Raw genomic sequence first — 19613 nt, 5'->3', positions numbered from 1 at the left:
GCGCCACGCGATAAAAAAGGGCAGCTTCGGCTGCCCTTTTTGTTCTTCTGCGCAACTTCGCCTGAGTGCCTCAGGCGATCAGCGCCAACTCCTTCAACAACCGCAAGGACGCCCGGTACTCGCCCTCTTGCTCGAGCTTGTTCCAGTCCAGCGGCTTGCGTCGACCGAACAGCTTCCGAATGCGGCGCTGCGATGCCTTGCTGGCCGGCGTATCCAACTCCGTCAGCAGTTGGTCGGCCTTATCGGGGTTGTTGCAGATCAACACCATATCGCAGCCGGCATCTAGCGCGGCGCGCGCGCCCTGCGTAACGCTGCCGGCCACACTGGCACCTTCCATGCTGAGGTCGTCGCTGAAAATCACACCTTCGAAACCAAGCTGCGCACGCAGGATGTCCTGCAGCCAGAAACGCGAGAAGCCGGCGGGGTTGGGATCGACCTTCGGATAAATGACATGCGCCGGCATGACCGAAGCCAGCGCCGGACCCATCCAGTCATAGGGACGGGCGTCGTGTGCCAGGATCTCCTCAAGCGGACGCTCGTCGACCGGCACAGCCACATGCGAATCCGCCTCCACGTAACCGTGTCCAGGGAAGTGCTTGCCGCAGTTGGCCATGCCAGCAAGCAGCAGGCCATGCGTCAGGTGGTTGGCCAGCATGGTGACCACGCGCGGATCCGCATGGAACGCGCGATCTCCGATCACGCCACTACGGCCAAAATCGAGATCGAGCACGGGCGTGAAGCTCAGGTCAATGTCGCAGGCGCGCAGTTCGGCTGCAAGTACATACCCGCAGGCGATAGCGGCCTTGGTGGCCAGAAGCACATCGCGGTCCCATAGCTGGCCGAGCTTCGCCATGGCCGGGAGGTGCGTGAATCCATCGGTCTTCGCACGTTGCACGCGACCACCTTCATGGTCGATACAGATCAGCACATCGTCCCGGACGTTACGAATCGCGCGCGTCAGCGCAGTCAACTGTGCGCGCGATTCGAAATTGCGCGCAAACAGGATGACGCCGCCGGTCAGCGGGTGTGCGATGCGTCGTGCGTCCTCGGCATTGAGCTTCTTTCCCACCACGTCGAGCACTACCGGGCCCGGATGCTTGCCAGTCACTTTCTTGTTCATATCGATTCAGTTCGAGGCGGTTTCAGGCAACAGACCGGACACGCTGGTCTGCTCCGCGATCGCAAACGCGACCGCATAGTCTTTTTCGTCACTGACACTGACACGGATGGTCAAGCCGCGTTCCCGCACCCAGTCGGCCAATTCGCCCGTGCATTGCGGCGTGGGCTCGCCCGAGGGCAGGTTCAGCAGCTCCATCGCGCGCCACGTCATCGGCCAGCGCATACCGAGGCCGATGGCCTTGGAAAACGCCTCCTTGGCAGCGAAGCGCGTGGCCAAAAAGGCCAGGCCGCGCTTCTCCGAGCGCGCCTTGCGTGCGTGATAGACCTTGAGTTCGCGTGGGCCGAGCACCTTCTCGGCAAATCGACCGCGCGTGCGCTCCATTACGCCCTGCACGCGATCAATCTGAATGATGTCGGTGCCGACACCGTAGATCACGCGGCTTGCCCCGGCACCGGATAGCGCGTACCCAGGCGAGCAGCCACCATGATCGCCTTCATCTCGCGCACGGCATTCTGCCAGCCGACAAATACGGCATGGGCAACCACTGCATGACCAATGTTCAGCTCCTTGATGCCAGGCAGCGCCGCGATCGGCTGAACGTTGGTGTAGTGCAGACCATGCCCTGCGTTAACGATCAGGCCATGCTTCTGCCCCGCATTCACGGCTTCGGCGACGCGACGGAACTCCACATCCTGCACTTCGGGCGTGTGAGCCTCCGCGTATCGGCCCGTGTGAATCTCGATCACCGGCGCCTTGCACGCAGCGGCAGCGGCAATCTGCTCCGGGTCCGCATCGATGAACAGCGAAACGCGGATACCCGCATCGGCCAGTTGGCGACATGCCGCGCTGACCTGTTCGAAGTGGCCCTTCACATCGAGTCCGCCTTCCGTGGTCACTTCCTCGCGCTTCTCGGGCACGAGGCAGACGTCCTGCGGCTTGACCTGACAGGCAATGTCGAGCATCTCCGAGGTGACGGCGCACTCCAGGTTCATGCGCGTGGCCAGCTTCGGGCGCAGCGCGAACACATCGGCGTCGCGGATATGCCGGCGATCCTCGCGCAGATGCAGGGTGATCAGGTCCGCGCCAGCTTCTTCGGCTTGCAGCGCAGCCTGGATCGGATCGGGATAGACCGTGCCGCGCGCATTGCGCAGCGTGGCAACGTGATCGATATTGATGCCCAGGTCGATGACCCCGGGATTCGCGTGGAAGATCATGCCGGCTTGCTCGAAAAAATGAATATCAAAGGTATTGCAGATCAATCAGGATCTGGCGCGTCTTGAGCGGCTCGCCCTGCAGATAATAATGCAGAAGAAACCGCATCAGCGCGCGGCTTTGCGCTGCGGTCTGCGCGCGCGAGTAATCGTCCTGCGCCATGTCGAGCAATGTCTGGCCCGCCACCACCGGCCAGCTCGACGGATCGCTTGCATGCGCACGCCGCACGCCCCGTTCAGGCTGGTAGACGTAGTCGAACCCTGCCTGCACACGCTCGCCACTCTTCACGCACTGGTCAAACGCCACGGCGAAACCGGTTTCCTGCAGCAACACACGCTCGAAGCTGCGCAGCACGAGGCTGGCCGATTCGCCATGCGCCAGCCGCGTCAGCGTGATCATGTAGTGCTTGAACAGTGCGGGATGCGAATCCTCGCGAGGGCAGAATCGCAATAGCAATTCGTTGAGATAGAAACCTGACAGCAGGGCATCGCCCGCCAGCGGCAACATGCCGCCCACGTACTCGGCCTTCGTGAGGGTCTTGACCTCGCCGCGCCCGGTCCACGACATCGAGATTGGATGAAAATGCTGGAGCACCGGGCGCAACGCCGAATGCGGACGCTTGGCGCCCTTGGCCACCATCGCCATGCGTCCATGGTCACGCGTGAACACATCAAGGATCAGGCTTGTCTCGCGATACGGATACGCGTGCAGCACAAATCCGGCCTCGTTGCTGACCCGCAATTCCGAGCGGGCCGGCACGATGCGCATGGCGCGATCCATCATTTCCCGGCCAGCCACGACCGCCGGACTCAAGGCTCCGCCTACGCCGGACTCCAGCACCTCGGCAGCCTCCTCGGCAATGGGATCGGCACTGCGCGCCCGCGGCACGGCGGCGCGGCGCACGTCAGGCATCTTGCTCACTCGTAGCCGTAGGCCCGCAACCCGGCTTCGTTATCGGCCCAGCCGCTCTTTACCTTGATCCACATTTCCAGGTAGACCTTGCCGTCGAACAACTTTTCCATGTCAAGGCGTGCCTCGGTGGAGATCTGCTTGAGCTTGGCACCCTTGTTACCGATGATCATGGCCTTGTGCGCGTCGCGCTCGACAAGGATCGTCGCGAAAATCCGACGCAGGCGCCCTTCGGTCTCGAACTTGTCGATGATCACCGTGCTTGTGTAAGGGAGTTCGTCGCCCGTCCAGCGGAACACCTTCTCGCGGATGATTTCCGATGCCAGGAAGCGCTCGCTCCGGTCGGTCATGGCATCCACGTCGTACATCGGCTCGCCTTCGAGCAGATAAGGACGGATGATGGCCAGCAAGCGCTCGATGTGATCGTGTGTCTTGGCCGACATCGGCACCACTTCCGTGAACGGGAAGCGCTGCCCCATCTGCTCCAGGAACGGCATCATCACTTCGGTGCGGCCTTCGCCGATCCGATCGAGCTTGTTGCACACCAGCAGCACCGGCGTGTTCTTCGGCAGCAGCGACAGCACCTTTTCATCATCGGCGCCGAAATACCCGGCTTCCACAACGAACAGCACCAGATCCACCGACGAGAGCGTCGACGTAACAGCACGATTGAGCGTGCGGTTCAGCGCGCTGGCATGGCGAGTCTGAAAACCTGGCGTATCAACAAACACGAACTGTGCGTCGTCCGTGGTCTGGATACCCACTATCCGATGGCGCGTTGTCTGCGCCTTGCGCGACGTGATACTGACTTTCTGGCCGACCAGCGCATTCATCAGCGTGGACTTGCCGACATTGGGACGGCCAACGATGGCCACGGTGCCGCAACGAAATGCCGGGGCACCGGAAGTGTCCGCCGCTTGCTGCGACGGAGGGAGAGAATCGGTCATTCCTTCAACCTGAGAGACAACTGGGGATCCGGGGGCACCGGCTGCTTGCGTGTCTTGCCCGTACGCTCGGCGCGGCTGCGCTTGAGCAACTGGGGCACGAGCTTCTGGACTTCGTCCAGCGCCAGCTTGGCCGCCGCCTGTTCGGCCGCACGCCGCGAGGCGCCGGTGCCAAACACGCGCACCTCCAGTTTAGGCACGATGCACTCGACTTCAAATTGCTGGCTGTGAGCCGCACCGTGCGTGGCGATGACGTTGTACTGCGGCAGGGCGATCTTGTGGCCCTGCAGGTACTCCTGGAGCAGCGTCTTGGCGTCCTTGCCCAGTGTGCGCGGATCCACCTGCTCCAGAATCGGGATATACAACTTGCGGATCAATGCGCGGGCGGCATCGAATCCCGCGTCCAGGAACACCGCACCGACAATCGCCTCAAGCGCATCGGCGAGAATCGATGGGCGGCGGAAACCGCCGCTCTTCAACTCACCCTCGCCCAGACGCAGCACCTCTGAGAGTTGGAGCATCTGCGCAATCTCGTAGAGCGCCTGTTGCTTGACCAAGTTGGCCCGCACGCGCGACAGATCGCCTTCGTCCAACTTGCCGAACATGCCGTACAGCATGTCGGCCACGGCGCAATTCAGCACCGAATCGCCCAGGAACTCCAGGCGCTCGTTGTGATTGGCGCTATGGCTGCGATGCGTGAGCGCCTGCTGCAGCAATTCGGGCTTGCTGAATCGGTAGCCGAGACGTTGCTGCAAGGCGTCGAAGGTCATGTCGTTACTGCGTTCCCGAATAGGTAATCAAAAAGCTTAATGGACCGTAGATTTTCACCTCGGTCCGGTACTCGAATCCAATCGAGCGAATCCGCCCGGTATCGTCTTCCGTAATATCCAGATCTTCACCATGGATCGACCGGATATCGTCGATCGAGGCTTGCTTGTCGAAGCTCGCGGCCAGTTCCTTGCGGTTGCTGGAATTGTCCCGTGCGTAATTCACCGCACGCTTGACCGAAAAATATTCCATCACGCTGGGTATCGACTTCAGCGCGGGGATTGCCACCGCGATGATGAGGAGGAGAATCACCAGCAGCGATCCCATCGAAAAGCCACGTGATTTTTTCGTCACGCCAGCACGGGCACAACCCCGGCTTCCCCGAAACCAAATTTCTTGACCCATCTGCGCTGCCCTCGTTTTTGAGTGTTTTGCGCTGCGTGAGACTGCCAGGACTTACTTGAACGACCCCACGCGCCCGAAATTGCCCAGATTCATCCAGATCATGAATGCGCGGCCGACGATGTTCTTGTCAGGCACGAATCCCCAATACCGGGAATCCAGGCTGTTGTCACGGTTGTCCCCCATGACGAAATAGTGGCCTTCCGGCACCTTGCAGGTCAGCCCCAGCTGATTGTAAGTGCAGTTATCGCGGAACGGAAAATCCGGATCGGCGCCAGCGATAAACGCGGGCCGGTCAGCATCGTTAAGAATCCCGTGCTGGACGCCGCCTGGCAGCGTCTCGAGGAAGTGCCTGGAATATGACAACCGCTCCTCGTCGAGATAATCGGGCAACTGCGTGTACTCCGCTGGCTTGCCGTTGATCGTGAGCTTCTTGTTCTCGTAACGCACCACGTCGCCCGGCACGCCGATCACACGCTTGATGTAGTCGAGCGACTCATCTTTCGGATAACGGAACACCATCACGTCGCCGCGCTGCGGTTCGCCAATGTCAATGACCTTCTTGTTCACCACGGGCAGACGAATGCCGTAGTTGTACTTGTTGACCAGGATGAAGTCACCGATCAACAGCGTGGGAATCATCGAGCCGGACGGAATCTTGAACGGCTCCACCACGAACGAGCGCAGCACGAACACTGCCAGGATGACCGGAAAGAAACTGGCCGAATATTCGAGCCACCACGGCTGCCGCAGCTTCTCTTCGGCAAGCTTGGCACGCGACCGATCAATCTCCGGGCTGCCCGTTGCCGCCTGCAACTGCCGCTGCGCATCGAACTCCGCGAGCGCCAGTTGGGCCGTGCTGCGGCGTTGACGTTCGAATACCAGCTTGTCGGCAACCCAGGCAATGCCCGTAATGACCACCAGCACAAAAAGGATCAGTGCAAAATTCATGACGGCTCGGAGTGATGTCGTGTTGTTGTATTCGCCGGAAACGCGCGCTTATTTATCGTCCACCTGCAGAATGGCCAGGAAAGCCTCCTGCGGGATTTCCACAGTCCCCACCTGCTTCATGCGCTTCTTGCCGGCCTTCTGCTTTTCCAGCAGCTTCTTCTTACGCGAAATATCGCCGCCGTAGCACTTGGCCAGCACGTTCTTGCGCAGTGCCTTCACGTTTTCACGGGCGATGATATTCACGCCGATGGCCGCCTGAATGGCCACGTCGTACATTTGCCGCGGAATGATCTCTCGCATCTTGGCCGCGACCTCGCGACCGCGATATTGCGAATTCGAACGGTGGACGATCACGGACAGCGCATCGACCTTGTCGCCGTTGATCAGGATATCCACCTTGACCACGTCGGACGGGCGGTATTCCTTGAACTCGTAGTCCATCGACGCATACCCGCGCGACACCGACTTCAAGCGATCGAAGAAATCGAGCACGATTTCCGCCATCGGAATTTCGTACGTCAGTTGCACCTGTTTGCCGTGGTAGCTCATGTTGATCTGCGAGCCACGCTTCTGCGTACACAGCGTGATCACAGAGCCCACATATTCCTGTGGCATGTACAGATTCACCGTCACGATCGGCTCGAGGATGGCGTCGATCCGGGTCGTATCCGGCATCTTGGCCGGATTCTCGACGGTCACCACCGAACCATCGCGCATCTGCACCTGATAAACCACGGTTGGCGCGGTTGTAATCAGGTCCATGTCGAATTCGCGCTCCAGGCGCTCCTGCACGATTTCCATGTGCAGCAGGCCAAGGAAGCCGCAGCGGAACCCGAAACCGAGTGCCTGCGAAACTTCCGGCTCGAACATCAACGAGGCATCGTTCAATCGCAGCTTTTCCAGCGATTCGCGCAGCGCCTCGTACTGGTTCGCTTCCACCGGATAAAGACCGGCGAACACCTGCGGTTTCACTTCCTTGAAACCGGGCAGCGGCGCCTCCGCGCGGCGTGCCAGCGTGGTGATCGTGTCACCGACCTTGGCGGCCTTCAGTTCCTTGATGCCGGCAATGACAAAGCCCACCTGGCCGGCGGTCAGTTCGTCACGCTGGACAGACTTCGGCGAGAACACGCCCACCTGTTCGGTCAGGTGTTGTGCGCCGGTTGCCATCAGCAGGATCTTGTCCTTGGGACGCAGCGTGCCGTTGACCACGCGCACAAGCATCACGACACCCACGTAGTTGTCGAACCACGAGTCGATAATCAACGCCTGGAGCGGTGCAGCCGGATCGCCCTTGGGCGGCGGCACCTGCGCAATCATCGCCTCGATCACGTCTTCCACGCCGAGCCCAGTCTTGGCCGAGCACAGCGTAGCCTCGCTGGCATCGATGCCGATGACATCCTCGATTTCCTGCTTCGCGTTATCGGGGTCCGCCGACGGCAGGTCGATCTTGTTGAGCACGGGCACCACTTCCACGCCCAGTTCGATGGCCGTGTAGCAATTGGCGACGGTCTGGGCTTCCACGCCCTGCGACGCGTCCACCACCAGCAGCGCGCCTTCGCACGCCGACAGAGAACGGCTGACTTCGTAGCTGAAGTCCACGTGTCCCGGGGTGTCGATCAGGTTCAGGTTGTAGACCTTGCCATCGCGCGCCTTGTAGCTCAACGCCGCGGTCTGTGCCTTGATCGTGATGCCGCGCTCCTTCTCGATATCCATCGAGTCGAGCACCTGTGCTTCCATCTCCCGATCCGACAGCCCCCCACAGCGCTGAATGATCCGATCGGCCAGCGTGGATTTGCCGTGGTCGATGTGGGCGATGATCGAGAAATTACGAATATGGTCCATCTAGTCTTCTGGGAAACGCAGGCGGTGCCCGGCGGTGTCACGGAGGACGGCGGGCGCGGCAGGAAGGTGGAGCGCAGGAATTGCGCCAATCCGCGATTTTACCGTATTTTCAAGGACTTCCGGCGCACGAAATGATCACCCCGCGCGCGTCCACCGTAACGTGGACGTGCCGGGTGAAGCACCTATCGGAACGAGATGCGCCGGACGGAGGTCCGGCGCATCCTGGCACTGAGGGAAACGTCCAGGCGATCAGCGAGTCTGGCTCGGACGCAACGTCAGCACCTGGGTGGCATCTCCCCGACGTACGAACACCGCCGCCATCTTGTTCTTGTCCAGGTTCTTGACCATGTCGTTGAACTGGCGGGTATTCGCTACATCGGCATCGCCGAGCCGCAAGATGATGTCGCCCGGACGAATTCCGGCACGGGCAGCAGGACCGTCCGCGGATTCCACTTCGACACCGCCCTTGATCTTCAACTCGCGCAGACGGGTTTCGGCAATGTCATTGACGATCAAGCCGAGAGCATTCGGCCTTGCCGACTGCTGCTCCTCGGCGCTATTGCCACGCTTGTCCCCTTTGCGCGCCGCAGTTCGCGCGGCATCGGGCTCGAGTTCGGTCACCGTGATCTGCACGTCGCGCGTCTGGCCCTTGCGCCATACCTGCAGCGGCACCCGCGTCCCGGGCTTGGTATCGCCGACCATGCGCGGGAGATCCGAAGCCTTTTCGATATCGCGGCCGTTGAACTTCAGGATGATGTCACCGGCTTCAATGCCCGCCTTCTCGGCAGGCCCACCCGGCTCGACACTGCCGACAAGCGCGCCACGCGCCCGCCCCAGGCCCAGCGAATCCGCCACTTCCTTGGTCACGTCGCCGATCGCCACGGCGATCCGGCCACGTGTCACCTTGCCACTGACCTTGAGTTGCTCGGTCACGCGCAGGGCCTCGTCAATCGGAATCGCGAAGGAAATGCCCATGTAGCCACCGCTGCGGCTGTAGATCTGCGAATTGATGCCGATGACTTCGCCGCGCAGGTTGATCAGCGGACCGCCCGAGTTGCCGGGGTTCACTGCGACATCGGTCTGGATGAACGGCAGATAGTCGCCCGTATCACGGCCCTTGGCCGACACGATGCCGGCAGTCACGCTGTTATCCAGCCCAAACGGCGAACCAATGGCGAGTACCCACTCACCTGGCCGAATCTTGTCGGAGTCGCCGAGCGTCAGCCGCGGCAATCCCGTTGCTTCGATCTTCAGCAGGGCAACGTCAGTACGCTTGTCGGAACCGATCAGCTTGGCCTTGAATTCGCGCTTGTCCGGCAGCGTGACATAGATGGTCTCGGCGTCTGCCACCACGTGGGCGTTGGTCATCACGTAGCCATCCTGGCTCGTGATAAACCCGGACCCCACGCCACGGCTTTGCTCTTCGCCCTGCCCCTGGGGCGGCTGGCCACGACGCGGCGGCGTCGGCGCGCCTGGCATCGGTACGCCAAAGAAGCGGCGGAAGAACTCCGCCATCTCATCATCTTCCGGGGTATTGCCGCCGCGCGAGCGCACGCGCTCGGTCGTGCGGATATTGACCACGGCGGGACTCGCCTTTTCCACCAGGTCCGTGAAATCAGGCAGGTTGTAGTTCGAGGCTGCCGCCTGCGCGTGCCCGACCTCGGAAATGGCTGGTCCGAGCGCAAGCATGGCGCACATGACCATGGCCCGCGCCACAGCTGGGGATCTGGAAATCATGAAACGAACTCCCGGGAAAATCAGCGAGAAACGGTTGCGTCGCGAGGAGACTTCACGCGGAAGTGCCTGCGAGCCCTGCTGCCTGGCAGGCCGGCGAAGAGTGCGTTGCCCTTCGCAGCCAAGCCAGATTCTGGTCAGTGTACCTTGGGCGGGCGATACTCCACGCCGGCCGCGAATTGCTTCACCGTCGCGGCGGGCACCTCTCCCACCACAGTTACCCAGAAATCATTCACCCGCCGCACCACGACTTGCGTGGCACCCAGGGACGCCACACCTTCACGACGCGCGCGCTGTTCCGAAACGGGTTCGATGAAAACGGACAGGCCGGTGAGGCCGTCGCTATAGACCACCTGCAACACCTCGAACATCGCACCGGACTTGCTGCCCGGCGTCGGCGCACGCAACTCTCCCAGCGGACGACGAACTTCGCGAATCTTCTGGAAGCCCTTGAGTGGGGTGTTGATCGACCACCCCTCGTCGGCGATATTGGCCGGCTGGTAGGTGACCTCGTAGCGATTCCAGGAGCTGGCGCCCTTGATGGCACCAAGAATCCGCTGCTTGTCGGACGGCACACCAATGTCCACCTGCGAGAAGGCAACCTGCTCGAGCACCTTGCCACCCTCGCCCAGCGTCTGGGCACGCATCAGAAGACCCGAGTTCTTGTCGGCCCACAGCCGTACGGCGTAACGCGCCGTGTCATGCGGCTCCAGCGCGAACACTTCGCACTCAACGCCAGCCACACGCTCGGCCGCGAGCTTGCGCATGTCGTAGAGATCGAGCACATCGCTCTTGGTCGTGGCCAGCAACGCAGGGAAGCGATCCTTGGCTTCCTGCTTCTCGATGACTACCAGCTTGGCCTCGGGAATCAGGCTGTGTACGACATCGTTCTGTCGCAGCACCTCGCGCGGCTTGCCATCCAGCGTTTCCAGCCGCTCGTATTCGTTATTCGTGAGATCGCTGTAATGCTGGATGCGCGAAGCATGCATGACGCTACCGCGTTGGTAGATCAGCGTGCCGACATAATTCTCACGCTGCGCCGCGCGGTGAATCTTGTTCAGCCACGCGGTGGCATCGCGCCGGTTCAACGTATTTTCAGACGGCTGCGCCGTTGCGGCGGCAGCGGTCAGGCACAGGGCCAGAAAAAAGGACCTGCTCAGGCCCCTCTTTCCGCGCACGCCCGCTGCGTTGGCGGACGACCGTCCTTTCTGCATGTCCGGCATTATTCCTGCGAATTATCCTGGGAGAAATTGGCACCGTTGGCCACTGTGCGCATGGTCGGCACAAAGGCATCGGTTGCCACGGACGTGCGGTGCGCGCGCAGGTACTCATCAAGGCGCGGATCGCGAATCATCTGGGCGCTGTCTGCAGACACGGTGACGATCCCGCCTGCATTGACGGCAGGTGCGCCCGCCTTCACGGTTGCACCAGGCTGCTGGTCGACGCGGGCCACGATGGCATCCGGCGCACCGCCGTCGGTCGTGCCACGCATTTGCGGTACGACAACCCAGCTGACGGCCGCCACAGCCGCGGCGATTGCCGTGCCCGGCACGACACGGCGCACCCACGACGGACGCACCAGCATGCGGTGTCGCCCTGCAGCGGCAACCGCCGGCACCAACACGTGCGGCTCGGCTTCGAGCTGGGCGGAGAAACGCGAGAGAAAGTCACCAGTGGACCCGGCGTGCGCCAGATCCTCGGAACGCAGCGTATCACCGATCAACTGGTACATTGACCAGTCGGCCATGCCGGCTTCGCCCTTGGCAATGCCCAGCGCCGCATCGACTTCATGCGCACCGAGTTCGCCATCCATCAGGACGGAGACCTGCTCCGCTGCTTCCACTACATGAACCGACTGCTTATGAGCCTGACCCATTTCCAACCCCAAGAAATTCCATTGAACACCGATAAATCCCGTCACTACTGCTGTCGTTTATCGATGCAGGAATAGGCTGCAACGCTGGCTGCACGACATTCTCACTACCACCGCTTGCCCTCCGCCGTTCCCAGCAGGGGCCGCAATTTATCTGCGATCGCTTCGCGCGCCCGGAAAATCCGCGAGCGCACCGTCCCGATCGGGCACCCCATCGCCTCCGCGATCTCCTCATAGCTGAGACCTTCGATTTCGCGCAGCGTGATGGCAGTGCGTAATTCTTCCGGCAGCGCTTCCATTGCGCGGTTCACCGTATCGGCAACCTGGCGCGTATGGAGCATGGACTCCGGCGTATTGATATCCCTTAGTTGCTCACCGTCCGCAAAAGTTTCAGCCTCTTCGGCATCGATGTCGCTGGACGCTTCGGGGCGTCGTCCCTGGGTGGCCAGGTAGTTCTTTGCAGTGTTGACCGCGATACGGTACAGCCATGTGTAGAAGGCGGATTCCCCCCGGAACTGGGGCAAGGCGCGGTACGCCTTGATAAAGGCATCCTGCGCCACATCCTCCACCTCGGCGGGGTCACGGACAAGGCGCGAAATCAGGCGAATGATCTTGCGGTGGTACTTCACCACCAGCAATTCAAAGGCCCGTTTGTCGCCCTGCTGGACGCGTTCAACAAGAAGCTGATCGGCTTCGCGTTCGCTCACGAATGGTTCACCTGCTGCAGTGTATCTCTTGGTTTCGTCGTAACGACAAGCGTTGTATTTTACCTACGATCGGTCCATGCGCGGGTATCGCAGAGCGCATTCTGTGACCGCAACTACGCAAATTGGTTCCCGCGCATTCCAACCCGGTTGCACCGCGTGCAACCCGATCAACGCTGCCATCGCACCGCCGCAAAGAGAAACCGGGGCGAATCCCTGCGGAAAGCCCCGGTGCTCTGGCAATGTCGTCGCGACGGATCAGATGCGGCGGAACACGAGCGTGCCGTTGGTGCCGCCGAAGCCGAAGTTGTTCTTCACTGCGACGTCGATCTTCATATCACGCGCCGTGTTGGCCACGTAGTCCAGGTCGCACTCGGGATCCTGATTGAAGATGTTGATCGTCGGCGGCGAAACCTGATTGTGGATCGCCAGCACCGTGAAGACCGACTCCAGCCCACCAGCGCCACCCAGCAAGTGGCCCGTCATCGACTTGGTCGAATTGACAACCATCTTGTAGGCATGATCGCCAAAGGCGAGCTTGATGGCTTCGCTTTCGTTCTTGTCGCCCAGCGGCGTCGACGTACCGTGTGCATTGAGGTAGTTCACCTCGTCGACGTTGATAGCGGCATTCTTGATGGCAGCTGCCATGCAACGGCGCGGGCCGTCGGTGCTCGGCGCCGTCATGTGGAACGCATCGCCACTCATGCCGAAGCCAACGAGTTCAGCGTAGATGCGGGCGCCACGTGCCTTGGCCGATTCGTACTCCTCGAGCATCATCACGCCGGCGCCTTCGCCCAGCACAAAGCCGTCGCGATCCTTGTCCCACGGACGCGAAGCCGTGGCCGGATCGTCGTTACGCGTCGATAGTGCACGCGCAGCGGCGAAACCGCCGATACCGAGCGGCGACACGGTCGACTCCGCACCACCAGCAAGCATGGCATCGGCGTCGCCAGCCTGGATCAGGCGCGCAGCCAGTCCGATGCTGTGCAGGCCAGTCGTGCAGGCCGTCACGGCGGCAAGGTTCGGTCCCTTCATGCCGTGGATGATCGACAGATGGCCCGAAATCATGTTGATGATCGAGCCCGGCACGAAGAACGGCGAAATACGGCGCGGACCACGGTTCGACAGCTCGATCTGTGTTTCCTCGATCATCGGCAGGCCGCCGATACCCGAACCGACGAGCACGCCGATACGGTCCGCATTCTCTTCAGTAATCTCCAGGCCGCTATCCTTCAGCGCCTGAGACCCGGCTGCAATGCCGAAATGGATAAACGTATCCATGTGGCGGGCTTCCTTCGCCGGGATATAGTCCTCGGCGTTAAAGCCCTTCACTTCGCCGGCAAAATGAACTGCCAGAGCGGAGTGATCGAATTTGGTAATGGTGGCAATGCCGGACTTGCCGGCAACCAGGTTAGCCCAGCCTTCGGCAACCGTGTTTCCGACCGGAGACACAAGGCCAAGCCCAGTGACGACGACGCGACGACGGCTCACTATGTTTTCCCACGAGTGTGTGAAGCGGAACTGCAATGACTCAGGATCTGGCCAAACCTGCCGTTAGGATGACTGGCATCTCGCGCGGCTCCATCTGGCTGGGGATCTTTTACAGCTCAACTTCTTCAAACAGACGAAAGCCACAGAAAACATCACGACAGGACCGTAACGGCCCCGCCCGTGCGCCTTCTGTGGCTCGGAATTCGATGACGACGGCTTAAGCCTTGACGTGCGCGGTAGCGTAGTCGATAGCTTGTTGCACGGTCGTGATCTTTTCGGCTTCCTCATCAGGAATTTCCATGCCGAATTCATCTTCCAACGCCATCACGAGTTCAACCGTGTCCAGCGAGTCTGCACCGAGGTCATTCACGAACGACGATTCGTTCTTGATATCTGCCTCGGCCACGCCAAGCTGTTCAGCCACGATTTTCTTGACGCGTTGTTCGATATTGTCCATGTAACCCTCCAGGGAAGTTCGACAAAAAGTGGGCGCATTTTAGCAGGTTTGTACCGCAAAAAATCTGCCTGACTAGCTTTGCAAGATTCGCGCCCGATTGGTTTGAAAAACGACAGCTTTGGCCGGCTTCTTTCGGCTTCTCCCTCGAAACCGGACCGGATTCCGCAATCAATTCATATACATGCCGCCATTCACGTGCAGCGTAGTGCCCGTGACATAGGCGGCCTGCGGACCTGCCAGGAAGGCCACCGCATTCGCGATGTCTTCCGGCTGTCCAAGTCGGCCCAGCGGAATGCGGGTTTTCAGTGCCGCATGCTGCTCTTCCGACAATACCTTAGTCATGTCGGTATCGATGAAACCAGGCGCCACGCAATTGACGGTGATATTCCGGCTGCCAATCTCGGCGGCCAGCGCACGCGTCATGCCTTCGACGCCAGCCTTTGAGGCCGCGTAGTTCATCTGGCCCGGGTTGCCCGTCGAGCCCACCACCGACGTGATGTTGATGATGCGGCCACCGCGGGCCTTCATCATCGGACGCAGCACGGCACGGGCCAGACGGAACACCGCCGTCAGGTTCGTATCGATAACCGCCGTCCAGTCGTCGTCCTTCATGCGCATGGCCAGTTGGTCCTGCGTAATACCGGCGTTGTTCACCAGTACCGCCAGGCCGCCATGCGTCTTCACAATCTCTTCGATCACCGCGTCACAACGCGCGGCGTCGTTGACGTTCAGCACCACGCCACGGCCTTTCAGGCCATCGGCCGCCAGGTATTCGCCAATGGCAGTAGCACCCGATTCACTCGTGGCCGTACCGATCACCGTTGCACCCTGACGTGCGAGTTCGAGCGCGATCGCCCGGCCAATGCCGCGCGATGCACCGGTCACCAGCGCGACCTGATTTTCCAGAGTCTTGCTCATGTTGCGTCCGTTCCTTGTTCTTACTTCAACAGCGACAGCGTTTCCTGCAGCGACGCCGGATCGAAGATTGCACCACCAACAAGGGTGCTGTCGATGCGCTTGGTCATACCTGCCAGCACTTTACCCGGGCCACATTCGATGACGTGCGTCACACCTTCGGCAGCGAACTTCTGCACGCACTCGACCCAGCGCACCGGCGCGGCCGCCTGGCGGACCAGCGCATCCTTGATCTGTGCCGGATCGTTGACGATGGCAACATCGACGTTGTTCACGAGCGGAATCGACGGGGTGGCGAATGTCAGGCCAGCCATGCGTTCGCGAAGGCGATCGGAAGCCGGCTTGAGCAGCGACGAGTGGAACGGCGCAGAGACCGGCAGTGGCAGTGCGCGCTTGGCGCCCTTGCTCTTGGCAATCTCGCAAGCCTTTTCGACGGCTCCCTTGTGCCCGGCGATCACCACCTGGGACGGCGCGTTGAAGTTCACGGCTTCCACTACGCCGGCACCTGCGGCTGCAGCTTCTGCGCATGCAGCACGGACATCATCGTCGGAGAGACCGAGAATCGCGGCCATGCCGCCCTCGCCCACCGGCACGGCTTCTTGCATGGCCTGTGCGCGGAAACGGACCAGCGGCACGGCGTCTGCAAACGGAATGACACCTGCAGCAACCAGGGCCGAATATTCACCCAGGCTGTGGCCTGCAACCAGCGCCGGCACGGCACCGCCCGCATCCAGCCAGGCCCGGTACACGGCCACGGCGGCGGTCAGCATCACCGGCTGTGTGTTCGTCGTCAGGTTCAGTTCTTCGGCCGGACCTTCGGCGATCAGCTTGCCGATATCCTGGCCCAGCGCGGTGGAAGCTTCCTCGAGCGTGGCGCGCACCACGGCGTTGTCTGCGAACGCGTTCAGCATGCCAACTGCCTGCGAACCCTGGCCGGGGAATACGAATGCGAATTTCATCGGGATCCAGTCCTAGCTATTCATCTTGTCGGGGCGGCACATCGTTCACCTGGAACATCATGCCGGCCGCATATTACATGCGCAGCAGTACCGCGCCCCAGGTGAAACCGCCACCGACGCCTTCCAGCAGCACGGTCTGTCCCGGCTTGATACGGCCATCGCGGACAGCCACATCGAGCGCCAGCGGAATCGAAGCCGCCGACGTGTTGCCGTGCTCCTGCACCGTGGACACCATGCGTTCGGCCGGCAGCCCGAGCTTCCTGGCCGTGCCCTGCATGATGCGGATATTGGCCTGGTGCGGCACCAGCCAGTCGATATCGTCGGCTTGCAGCTCGGCGGCCGCGATGGCTTCGCGTGCCACCTTGTCCAGCACCGTCACGGCCAGCTTGAACACAGCCTGACCATCCATGTGCAGGAAGGCATTGCCTGCAATCGCGCCACCCGACACATTGCCCGGCACGCAGAGAATATCCACATGACTGCCGTCCGAATGCATGGCCGACGACAGGATCCCCGGTTCGTCGGACGCCGAGAGTACCACTGCGCCTGCACCGTCACCGAACAACACGCAGGTGGTGCGATCGTTGAAATCGAGGATGCGCGAGAATACTTCCGAACCGATCACCAGCACGTTCTTGTGCGAGCCGCTGCGGATGAACTTGTCCGCCGTCGACATGGCATAGACAAAGCCCGAGCACACAGCCTGCAGGTCGAACGCCGCGCAATGGTTCGTGATGCCGAGCTTCTGCTGCACGAGGCAGGCGGTGCTGGGGAACACGAAATCGGGTGTCGACGTGGCGACGATGATCAGGTCGATATCCTGGCGGTCGATACCGGCCGCAGCAATCGCCTGCTCAGCCGCTTTGACAGCCAGGTCACTCGACGTAACGTCGGTCTCGGCCCAATGGCGTGCCGAGATGCCGCTGCGCGAGACGATCCACTCGTCGCTCGTTTCAATACCCTTTTCGGCCAGCTGCACAGCCAGCTCGTGATTCGTCACGCGCCGCGGGGGCAGATAGCTCCCCGTACCGATGATTTTTGCGTACTTGGTCATGAGAGTGTCGGATCGTGGTGCCCGGCCGCCTGCCCGCAGCGGCCGATCGGCTTCAGGCGGCACGTGTATCGGAATGTGGGTCCGGTGCGTCGTTCTCTGGCCCGCCCGCCGCGGCGCCTGAGGCACCGGACTTGTTGGCGAAAGCCTTCGCTATGCGTTCGATGACGCCATTTCTGGCGGCATCATACCCGCGTTTGATAGCCCACTCAAAGGAATGGGCATCGGCGGAACCGTGGCTCTTGATCACCAGCCCGCGCAGGCCCAACAGCGAAGCGCCGTTGTAGCGGGCGGGATCCAGGCGACGCGCCAGCCGCGACAGCACGGGCATCGCCACACCTGCCAGCAACTTGGTGAACCACGACCGCGTGAATTCTTCCTTGATCATGCTGCCGATCATCTTGGCCAGGCCCTCGGTACTCTTGAGCGCCACGTTGCCGACAAACCCGTCGCAGACCACGATATCGGTCGTGCCCTTGAAGATGTCGTTGCCTTCCACGTTGCCATAGAAATTCAGTTCGGAAGCGCGCAGCAGTTCGCCGGCAGCCTTGACCACCTCGTTGCCCTTGATCACTTCCTCGCCGATATTGAGCAGCCCCACGGTCGGATGGTCCTTGTGGTCCACCACGGACACCATGGCCTCGGCCATCCGGGCGAACTGCAGCAAATGCTCCGGCTCGCAATCGGCATTGGCGCCAAGGTCCAGCACCGTGGTACCCCAGCCTTGTTCGTTCGGAATCGTGGTGGCGATGGCCGGCCGCTCGATGCCTTCGAGCGTTTTCAGCACATAGCGCGAGACCGCCATCAGCGCGCCGGTATTGCCGGCCGAGATGCAGGCGCCTGCGGTGCCTTCCTTGACTTGCGTCACGGCCACGCGCATCGAAGAGTCTCTCTTCTTGCGCAGCGCCACCTCCACCGGATCATCCATGGTGATGATCTCGGTAGCCGGGACGATGGTGACTCGCGGATGATCCACAGCGTTCAGCTTCTTGAGCTGCGCACCGATAGCGTCGGGCAGGCCGACCAGGATCATTTCGGCATCGTCGTGACTGGATAGAAAACTGATCGCCGCCGGCACCGTCACGGACACTCCGTGATCGCCGCCCATGCAGTCGATAGCGAGCTTGATCGTCATTGTTTCCTGATACGGAAAGCGCGTCGGCACCCGCCGCATCGGTCGGGAACACAAGCAGCCGGACGCGCGGATACGCCGTCGTGCGAGCGCCGAGCGCCCAACAAAAAAGCGGCAACGAGCTTGCCGCTTTCCTGTCTTACACCTGACAACGTGCGCGAGCGAGACACAGGGTCACGCCTGACGACCTGGTCAGTCGTTCTTGGTCTTGATGACCTTGCGACCACGATAGTAGCCGTTCGGGCTCACGTGGTGACGCAGGTGCGTTTCGCCGGTGGTCGGCTCGACGGCCAGCGGTGCGACCGACAGGTGGTCGTGCGAACGATGCATGCCGCGCTTGGACGGCGACTTCTTGTTCTGTTGAACAGCCATGATGACTCCTTCGAGAATTTTGCGATATTAACACACGCACCCTGCGCAAGGCGTAGCCGGGGCCCGGCTGGGTGCTTGACCTGCTACCGTGAAAACGAACTTCCGGCCGCACCATGCGGCATCAGTGCTTCGTCTTCAGGCCAGCCAGCGCCGCAAAGGGCGATGGCCGCTTTTCTTCTGGTGGCGCCTCAGGCTCCACCTCACCGTCCGCGCCGGTCACGAGCGAGTCGTGAACGGTCGGACAGGTCACATGCTTGGGGGCTGTCGGCAATGCCAGCAGCACCTCGTCTTCCAATAGTTCAAGCACCGAGAATTTCTTCGAGCCGACAATGACATCGACCTCATCATCATCCATCGATGCCTCTTCCGCCGCTTCCTCGGTGGACACGACCTCGAACCGCATGTCCGTGGCCACCGGTTCGGCGTACACCTGCAGGCATCGCTGGCAATCCAGCCACACACGTCCGCTTACCGTCACGTCGACGTACAGCCGCTGCGTAGCCGCCATGCCCGGCTCTGCCGCCTCATCCTTCGCAAACCCAGTCAGCGTGTACCGGAACGTTTCGTCCCGGGCCGACGCTGGCGCATCGGCAGCCGTCTCGGCTAAGATGCGCGGCAAATCGCGCACAGCCAAGTCTCCCACCACGTTGCCACCCTTGCGGCAAAAGGCGAAGAGATCGGTTTCATGCAAATCGAAGGCCGCGGCGGACGCCGCAGGCTGGGTCGGCTGACTCATACAGACGGAATTGGGAAAATGCCTTGTTTGCCACAACTCGC

21 protein-coding genes are annotated in these 19613 nt (G+C 61.4%); all 21 read right to left on the bottom strand.

Annotation, left to right across the window (positions count from 1 at the left end):
- Window positions 1–70: 70 nt before the first annotated feature.
- The 21 genes from nagZ to ABDB81_RS02145 all read right to left on the bottom strand — a co-directional run bounded on the left by nagZ (window position 71) and on the right by ABDB81_RS02145 (window position 19572).
- The gene (gene nagZ, locus ABDB81_RS02245) at window positions 71–1120 is read right to left on the bottom strand and encodes a beta-N-acetylhexosaminidase (protein ID WP_137923089.1); all 1050 of its coding nucleotides are present in this window, start codon (window positions 1118–1120) and stop codon (window positions 71–73) included.
- Window positions 1121–1126: 6 nt separating this feature from the next.
- A complete protein-coding gene (gene acpS, locus ABDB81_RS02240) occupies window positions 1127–1555 on the bottom strand; it encodes a holo-ACP synthase (RefSeq protein ID WP_137923090.1) in 429 nt (142 codons plus the stop codon).
- The gene (gene pdxJ / locus ABDB81_RS02235; protein ID WP_137923091.1) at window positions 1552–2334 is read right to left on the bottom strand and encodes a pyridoxine 5'-phosphate synthase; all 783 of its coding nucleotides are present in this window, start codon (window positions 2332–2334) and stop codon (window positions 1552–1554) included. Before pdxJ ends, acpS begins: the two co-directional genes overlap by 4 nt.
- Window positions 2335–2359: 25 nt before the next feature.
- Window positions 2360–3244: a DNA repair protein RecO gene (gene recO, locus ABDB81_RS02230; RefSeq protein ID WP_160472714.1), complete on the bottom strand. Its 885-nt coding sequence runs from the start codon at window positions 3242–3244 to the stop codon at window positions 2360–2362.
- A gap of 5 nt (window positions 3245–3249) precedes the next feature.
- Window positions 3250–4188, bottom strand: a complete 939-nt coding sequence (gene era, locus ABDB81_RS02225) for a GTPase Era (protein WP_137923093.1) — start codon at window positions 4186–4188, stop codon at window positions 3250–3252.
- Window positions 4185–4955 carry a ribonuclease III gene (gene rnc, locus ABDB81_RS02220; protein ID WP_137923094.1) on the bottom strand — a complete coding sequence of 257 codons (771 nt, stop codon included), beginning with the start codon at window positions 4953–4955 and terminating at the stop codon, window positions 4185–4187. The genes era and rnc overlap by 4 nt, the downstream gene beginning before the upstream one ends.
- A gap of 4 nt (window positions 4956–4959) precedes the next feature.
- Window positions 4960–5358, bottom strand: coding sequence for a DUF4845 domain-containing protein (locus tag ABDB81_RS02215; protein WP_346809577.1), 399 nt, complete (start codon window positions 5356–5358; stop codon window positions 4960–4962).
- Between the two features lie 51 nt (window positions 5359–5409).
- Window positions 5410–6306 carry a signal peptidase I gene (gene lepB, locus ABDB81_RS02210; protein WP_137923095.1) on the bottom strand — a complete coding sequence of 299 codons (897 nt, stop codon included), beginning with the start codon at window positions 6304–6306 and terminating at the stop codon, window positions 5410–5412.
- A gap of 48 nt (window positions 6307–6354) precedes the next feature.
- On the bottom strand, window positions 6355–8148 hold the full coding sequence (gene lepA / locus ABDB81_RS02205; protein WP_137923096.1) for a translation elongation factor 4: 1794 nt from the start codon (window positions 8146–8148) through the stop codon (window positions 6355–6357).
- Between the two features lie 249 nt (window positions 8149–8397).
- Complete coding sequence (locus tag ABDB81_RS02200) at window positions 8398–9885, bottom strand: DegQ family serine endoprotease (RefSeq protein WP_346809574.1); 1488 nt, start codon at window positions 9883–9885, stop codon at window positions 8398–8400.
- 134 nt (window positions 9886–10019) lie between these two features.
- Window positions 10020–11096, bottom strand: a complete 1077-nt coding sequence (locus ABDB81_RS02195) for a MucB/RseB C-terminal domain-containing protein (RefSeq protein ID WP_137923098.1) — start codon at window positions 11094–11096, stop codon at window positions 10020–10022.
- An 8-nt stretch (window positions 11097–11104) separates the two neighbouring features.
- Window positions 11105–11758, bottom strand: a complete 654-nt coding sequence (locus tag ABDB81_RS02190) for an RseA family anti-sigma factor (RefSeq protein WP_137923099.1) — start codon at window positions 11756–11758, stop codon at window positions 11105–11107.
- Window positions 11759–11862: 104 nt separating this feature from the next.
- Window positions 11863–12462, bottom strand: coding sequence for an RNA polymerase sigma factor RpoE (rpoE, locus tag ABDB81_RS02185; RefSeq protein ID WP_137923100.1), 600 nt, complete (start codon window positions 12460–12462; stop codon window positions 11863–11865).
- A gap of 255 nt (window positions 12463–12717) precedes the next feature.
- A complete protein-coding gene (fabF, locus tag ABDB81_RS02180; RefSeq protein ID WP_137923101.1) occupies window positions 12718–13950 on the bottom strand; it encodes a beta-ketoacyl-ACP synthase II in 1233 nt (410 codons plus the stop codon).
- 217 nt (window positions 13951–14167) lie between these two features.
- Window positions 14168–14407: an acyl carrier protein gene (acpP, locus tag ABDB81_RS02175; RefSeq protein WP_008644813.1), complete on the bottom strand. Its 240-nt coding sequence runs from the start codon at window positions 14405–14407 to the stop codon at window positions 14168–14170.
- Between the two features lie 168 nt (window positions 14408–14575).
- Window positions 14576–15325 (bottom strand): 3-oxoacyl-ACP reductase FabG, encoded by a 750-nt coding sequence (fabG, locus tag ABDB81_RS02170; RefSeq protein ID WP_346809571.1) that lies wholly within the window; start codon window positions 15323–15325, stop codon window positions 14576–14578.
- Between the two features lie 20 nt (window positions 15326–15345).
- Window positions 15346–16281, bottom strand: a complete 936-nt coding sequence (fabD, locus tag ABDB81_RS02165; RefSeq protein ID WP_137923103.1) for an ACP S-malonyltransferase — start codon at window positions 16279–16281, stop codon at window positions 15346–15348.
- A gap of 73 nt (window positions 16282–16354) precedes the next feature.
- Window positions 16355–17335: a beta-ketoacyl-ACP synthase III gene (locus ABDB81_RS02160; RefSeq protein ID WP_137923104.1), complete on the bottom strand. Its 981-nt coding sequence runs from the start codon at window positions 17333–17335 to the stop codon at window positions 16355–16357.
- Between the two features lie 52 nt (window positions 17336–17387).
- Window positions 17388–18467: a phosphate acyltransferase PlsX gene (gene plsX / locus ABDB81_RS02155; protein WP_346809569.1), complete on the bottom strand. Its 1080-nt coding sequence runs from the start codon at window positions 18465–18467 to the stop codon at window positions 17388–17390.
- 189 nt (window positions 18468–18656) lie between these two features.
- Window positions 18657–18836: a 50S ribosomal protein L32 gene (rpmF, locus tag ABDB81_RS02150; protein ID WP_008644820.1), complete on the bottom strand. Its 180-nt coding sequence runs from the start codon at window positions 18834–18836 to the stop codon at window positions 18657–18659.
- Between the two features lie 121 nt (window positions 18837–18957).
- Entirely contained in the window at window positions 18958–19572 is a 615-nt protein-coding gene (locus ABDB81_RS02145; protein ID WP_137923106.1) for a DUF177 domain-containing protein, read from the bottom strand.
- Window positions 19573–19613 lie beyond the last annotated feature (41 nt).

This window comes from Cupriavidus sp. DL-D2 (genome assembly GCF_039710735.1).
Lineage (GTDB): Bacteria > Pseudomonadota > Gammaproteobacteria > Burkholderiales > Burkholderiaceae > Cupriavidus.
This window is presented reverse-complemented; position numbering and strand designations above follow the sequence as displayed.

Coding starts and splice junctions, on each gene's coding strand:
- nagZ (WP_137923089.1), bottom strand. CDS start 1,120: ATGAACAAGAAAGTGACTGGCAAGCATCCGGGCCCGGTAGTGCTCGAC.
- pdxJ (WP_137923091.1), bottom strand. CDS start 2,334: ATGATCTTCCACGCGAATCCCGGGGTCATCGACCTGGGCATCAATATC.
- recO (WP_160472714.1), bottom strand. CDS start 3,244: ATGCCTGACGTGCGCCGCGCCGCCGTGCCGCGGGCGCGCAGTGCCGAT.
- era (WP_137923093.1), bottom strand. CDS start 4,188: ATGACCGATTCTCTCCCTCCGTCGCAGCAAGCGGCGGACACTTCCGGT.
- rnc (WP_137923094.1), bottom strand. CDS start 4,955: ATGACCTTCGACGCCTTGCAGCAACGTCTCGGCTACCGATTCAGCAAG.
- ABDB81_RS02215 (WP_346809577.1), bottom strand. CDS start 5,358: ATGGGTCAAGAAATTTGGTTTCGGGGAAGCCGGGGTTGTGCCCGTGCT.
- lepB (WP_137923095.1), bottom strand. CDS start 6,306: ATGAATTTTGCACTGATCCTTTTTGTGCTGGTGGTCATTACGGGCATT.
- lepA (WP_137923096.1), bottom strand. CDS start 8,148: ATGGACCATATTCGTAATTTCTCGATCATCGCCCACATCGACCACGGC.
- ABDB81_RS02200 (WP_346809574.1), bottom strand. CDS start 9,885: ATGATTTCCAGATCCCCAGCTGTGGCGCGGGCCATGGTCATGTGCGCC.
- ABDB81_RS02195 (WP_137923098.1), bottom strand. CDS start 11,096: ATGCAGAAAGGACGGTCGTCCGCCAACGCAGCGGGCGTGCGCGGAAAG.
- ABDB81_RS02190 (WP_137923099.1), bottom strand. CDS start 11,758: ATGGGTCAGGCTCATAAGCAGTCGGTTCATGTAGTGGAAGCAGCGGAG.
- acpP (WP_008644813.1), bottom strand. CDS start 14,407: ATGGACAATATCGAACAACGCGTCAAGAAAATCGTGGCTGAACAGCTT.
- fabG (WP_346809571.1), bottom strand. CDS start 15,325: ATGAGCAAGACTCTGGAAAATCAGGTCGCGCTGGTGACCGGTGCATCG.
- fabD (WP_137923103.1), bottom strand. CDS start 16,281: ATGAAATTCGCATTCGTATTCCCCGGCCAGGGTTCGCAGGCAGTTGGC.
- ABDB81_RS02160 (WP_137923104.1), bottom strand. CDS start 17,335: ATGACCAAGTACGCAAAAATCATCGGTACGGGGAGCTATCTGCCCCCG.
- plsX (WP_346809569.1), bottom strand. CDS start 18,467: ATGACGATCAAGCTCGCTATCGACTGCATGGGCGGCGATCACGGAGTG.
- rpmF (WP_008644820.1), bottom strand. CDS start 18,836: ATGGCTGTTCAACAGAACAAGAAGTCGCCGTCCAAGCGCGGCATGCAT.
- ABDB81_RS02145 (WP_137923106.1), bottom strand. CDS start 19,572: ATGAGTCAGCCGACCCAGCCTGCGGCGTCCGCCGCGGCCTTCGATTTG.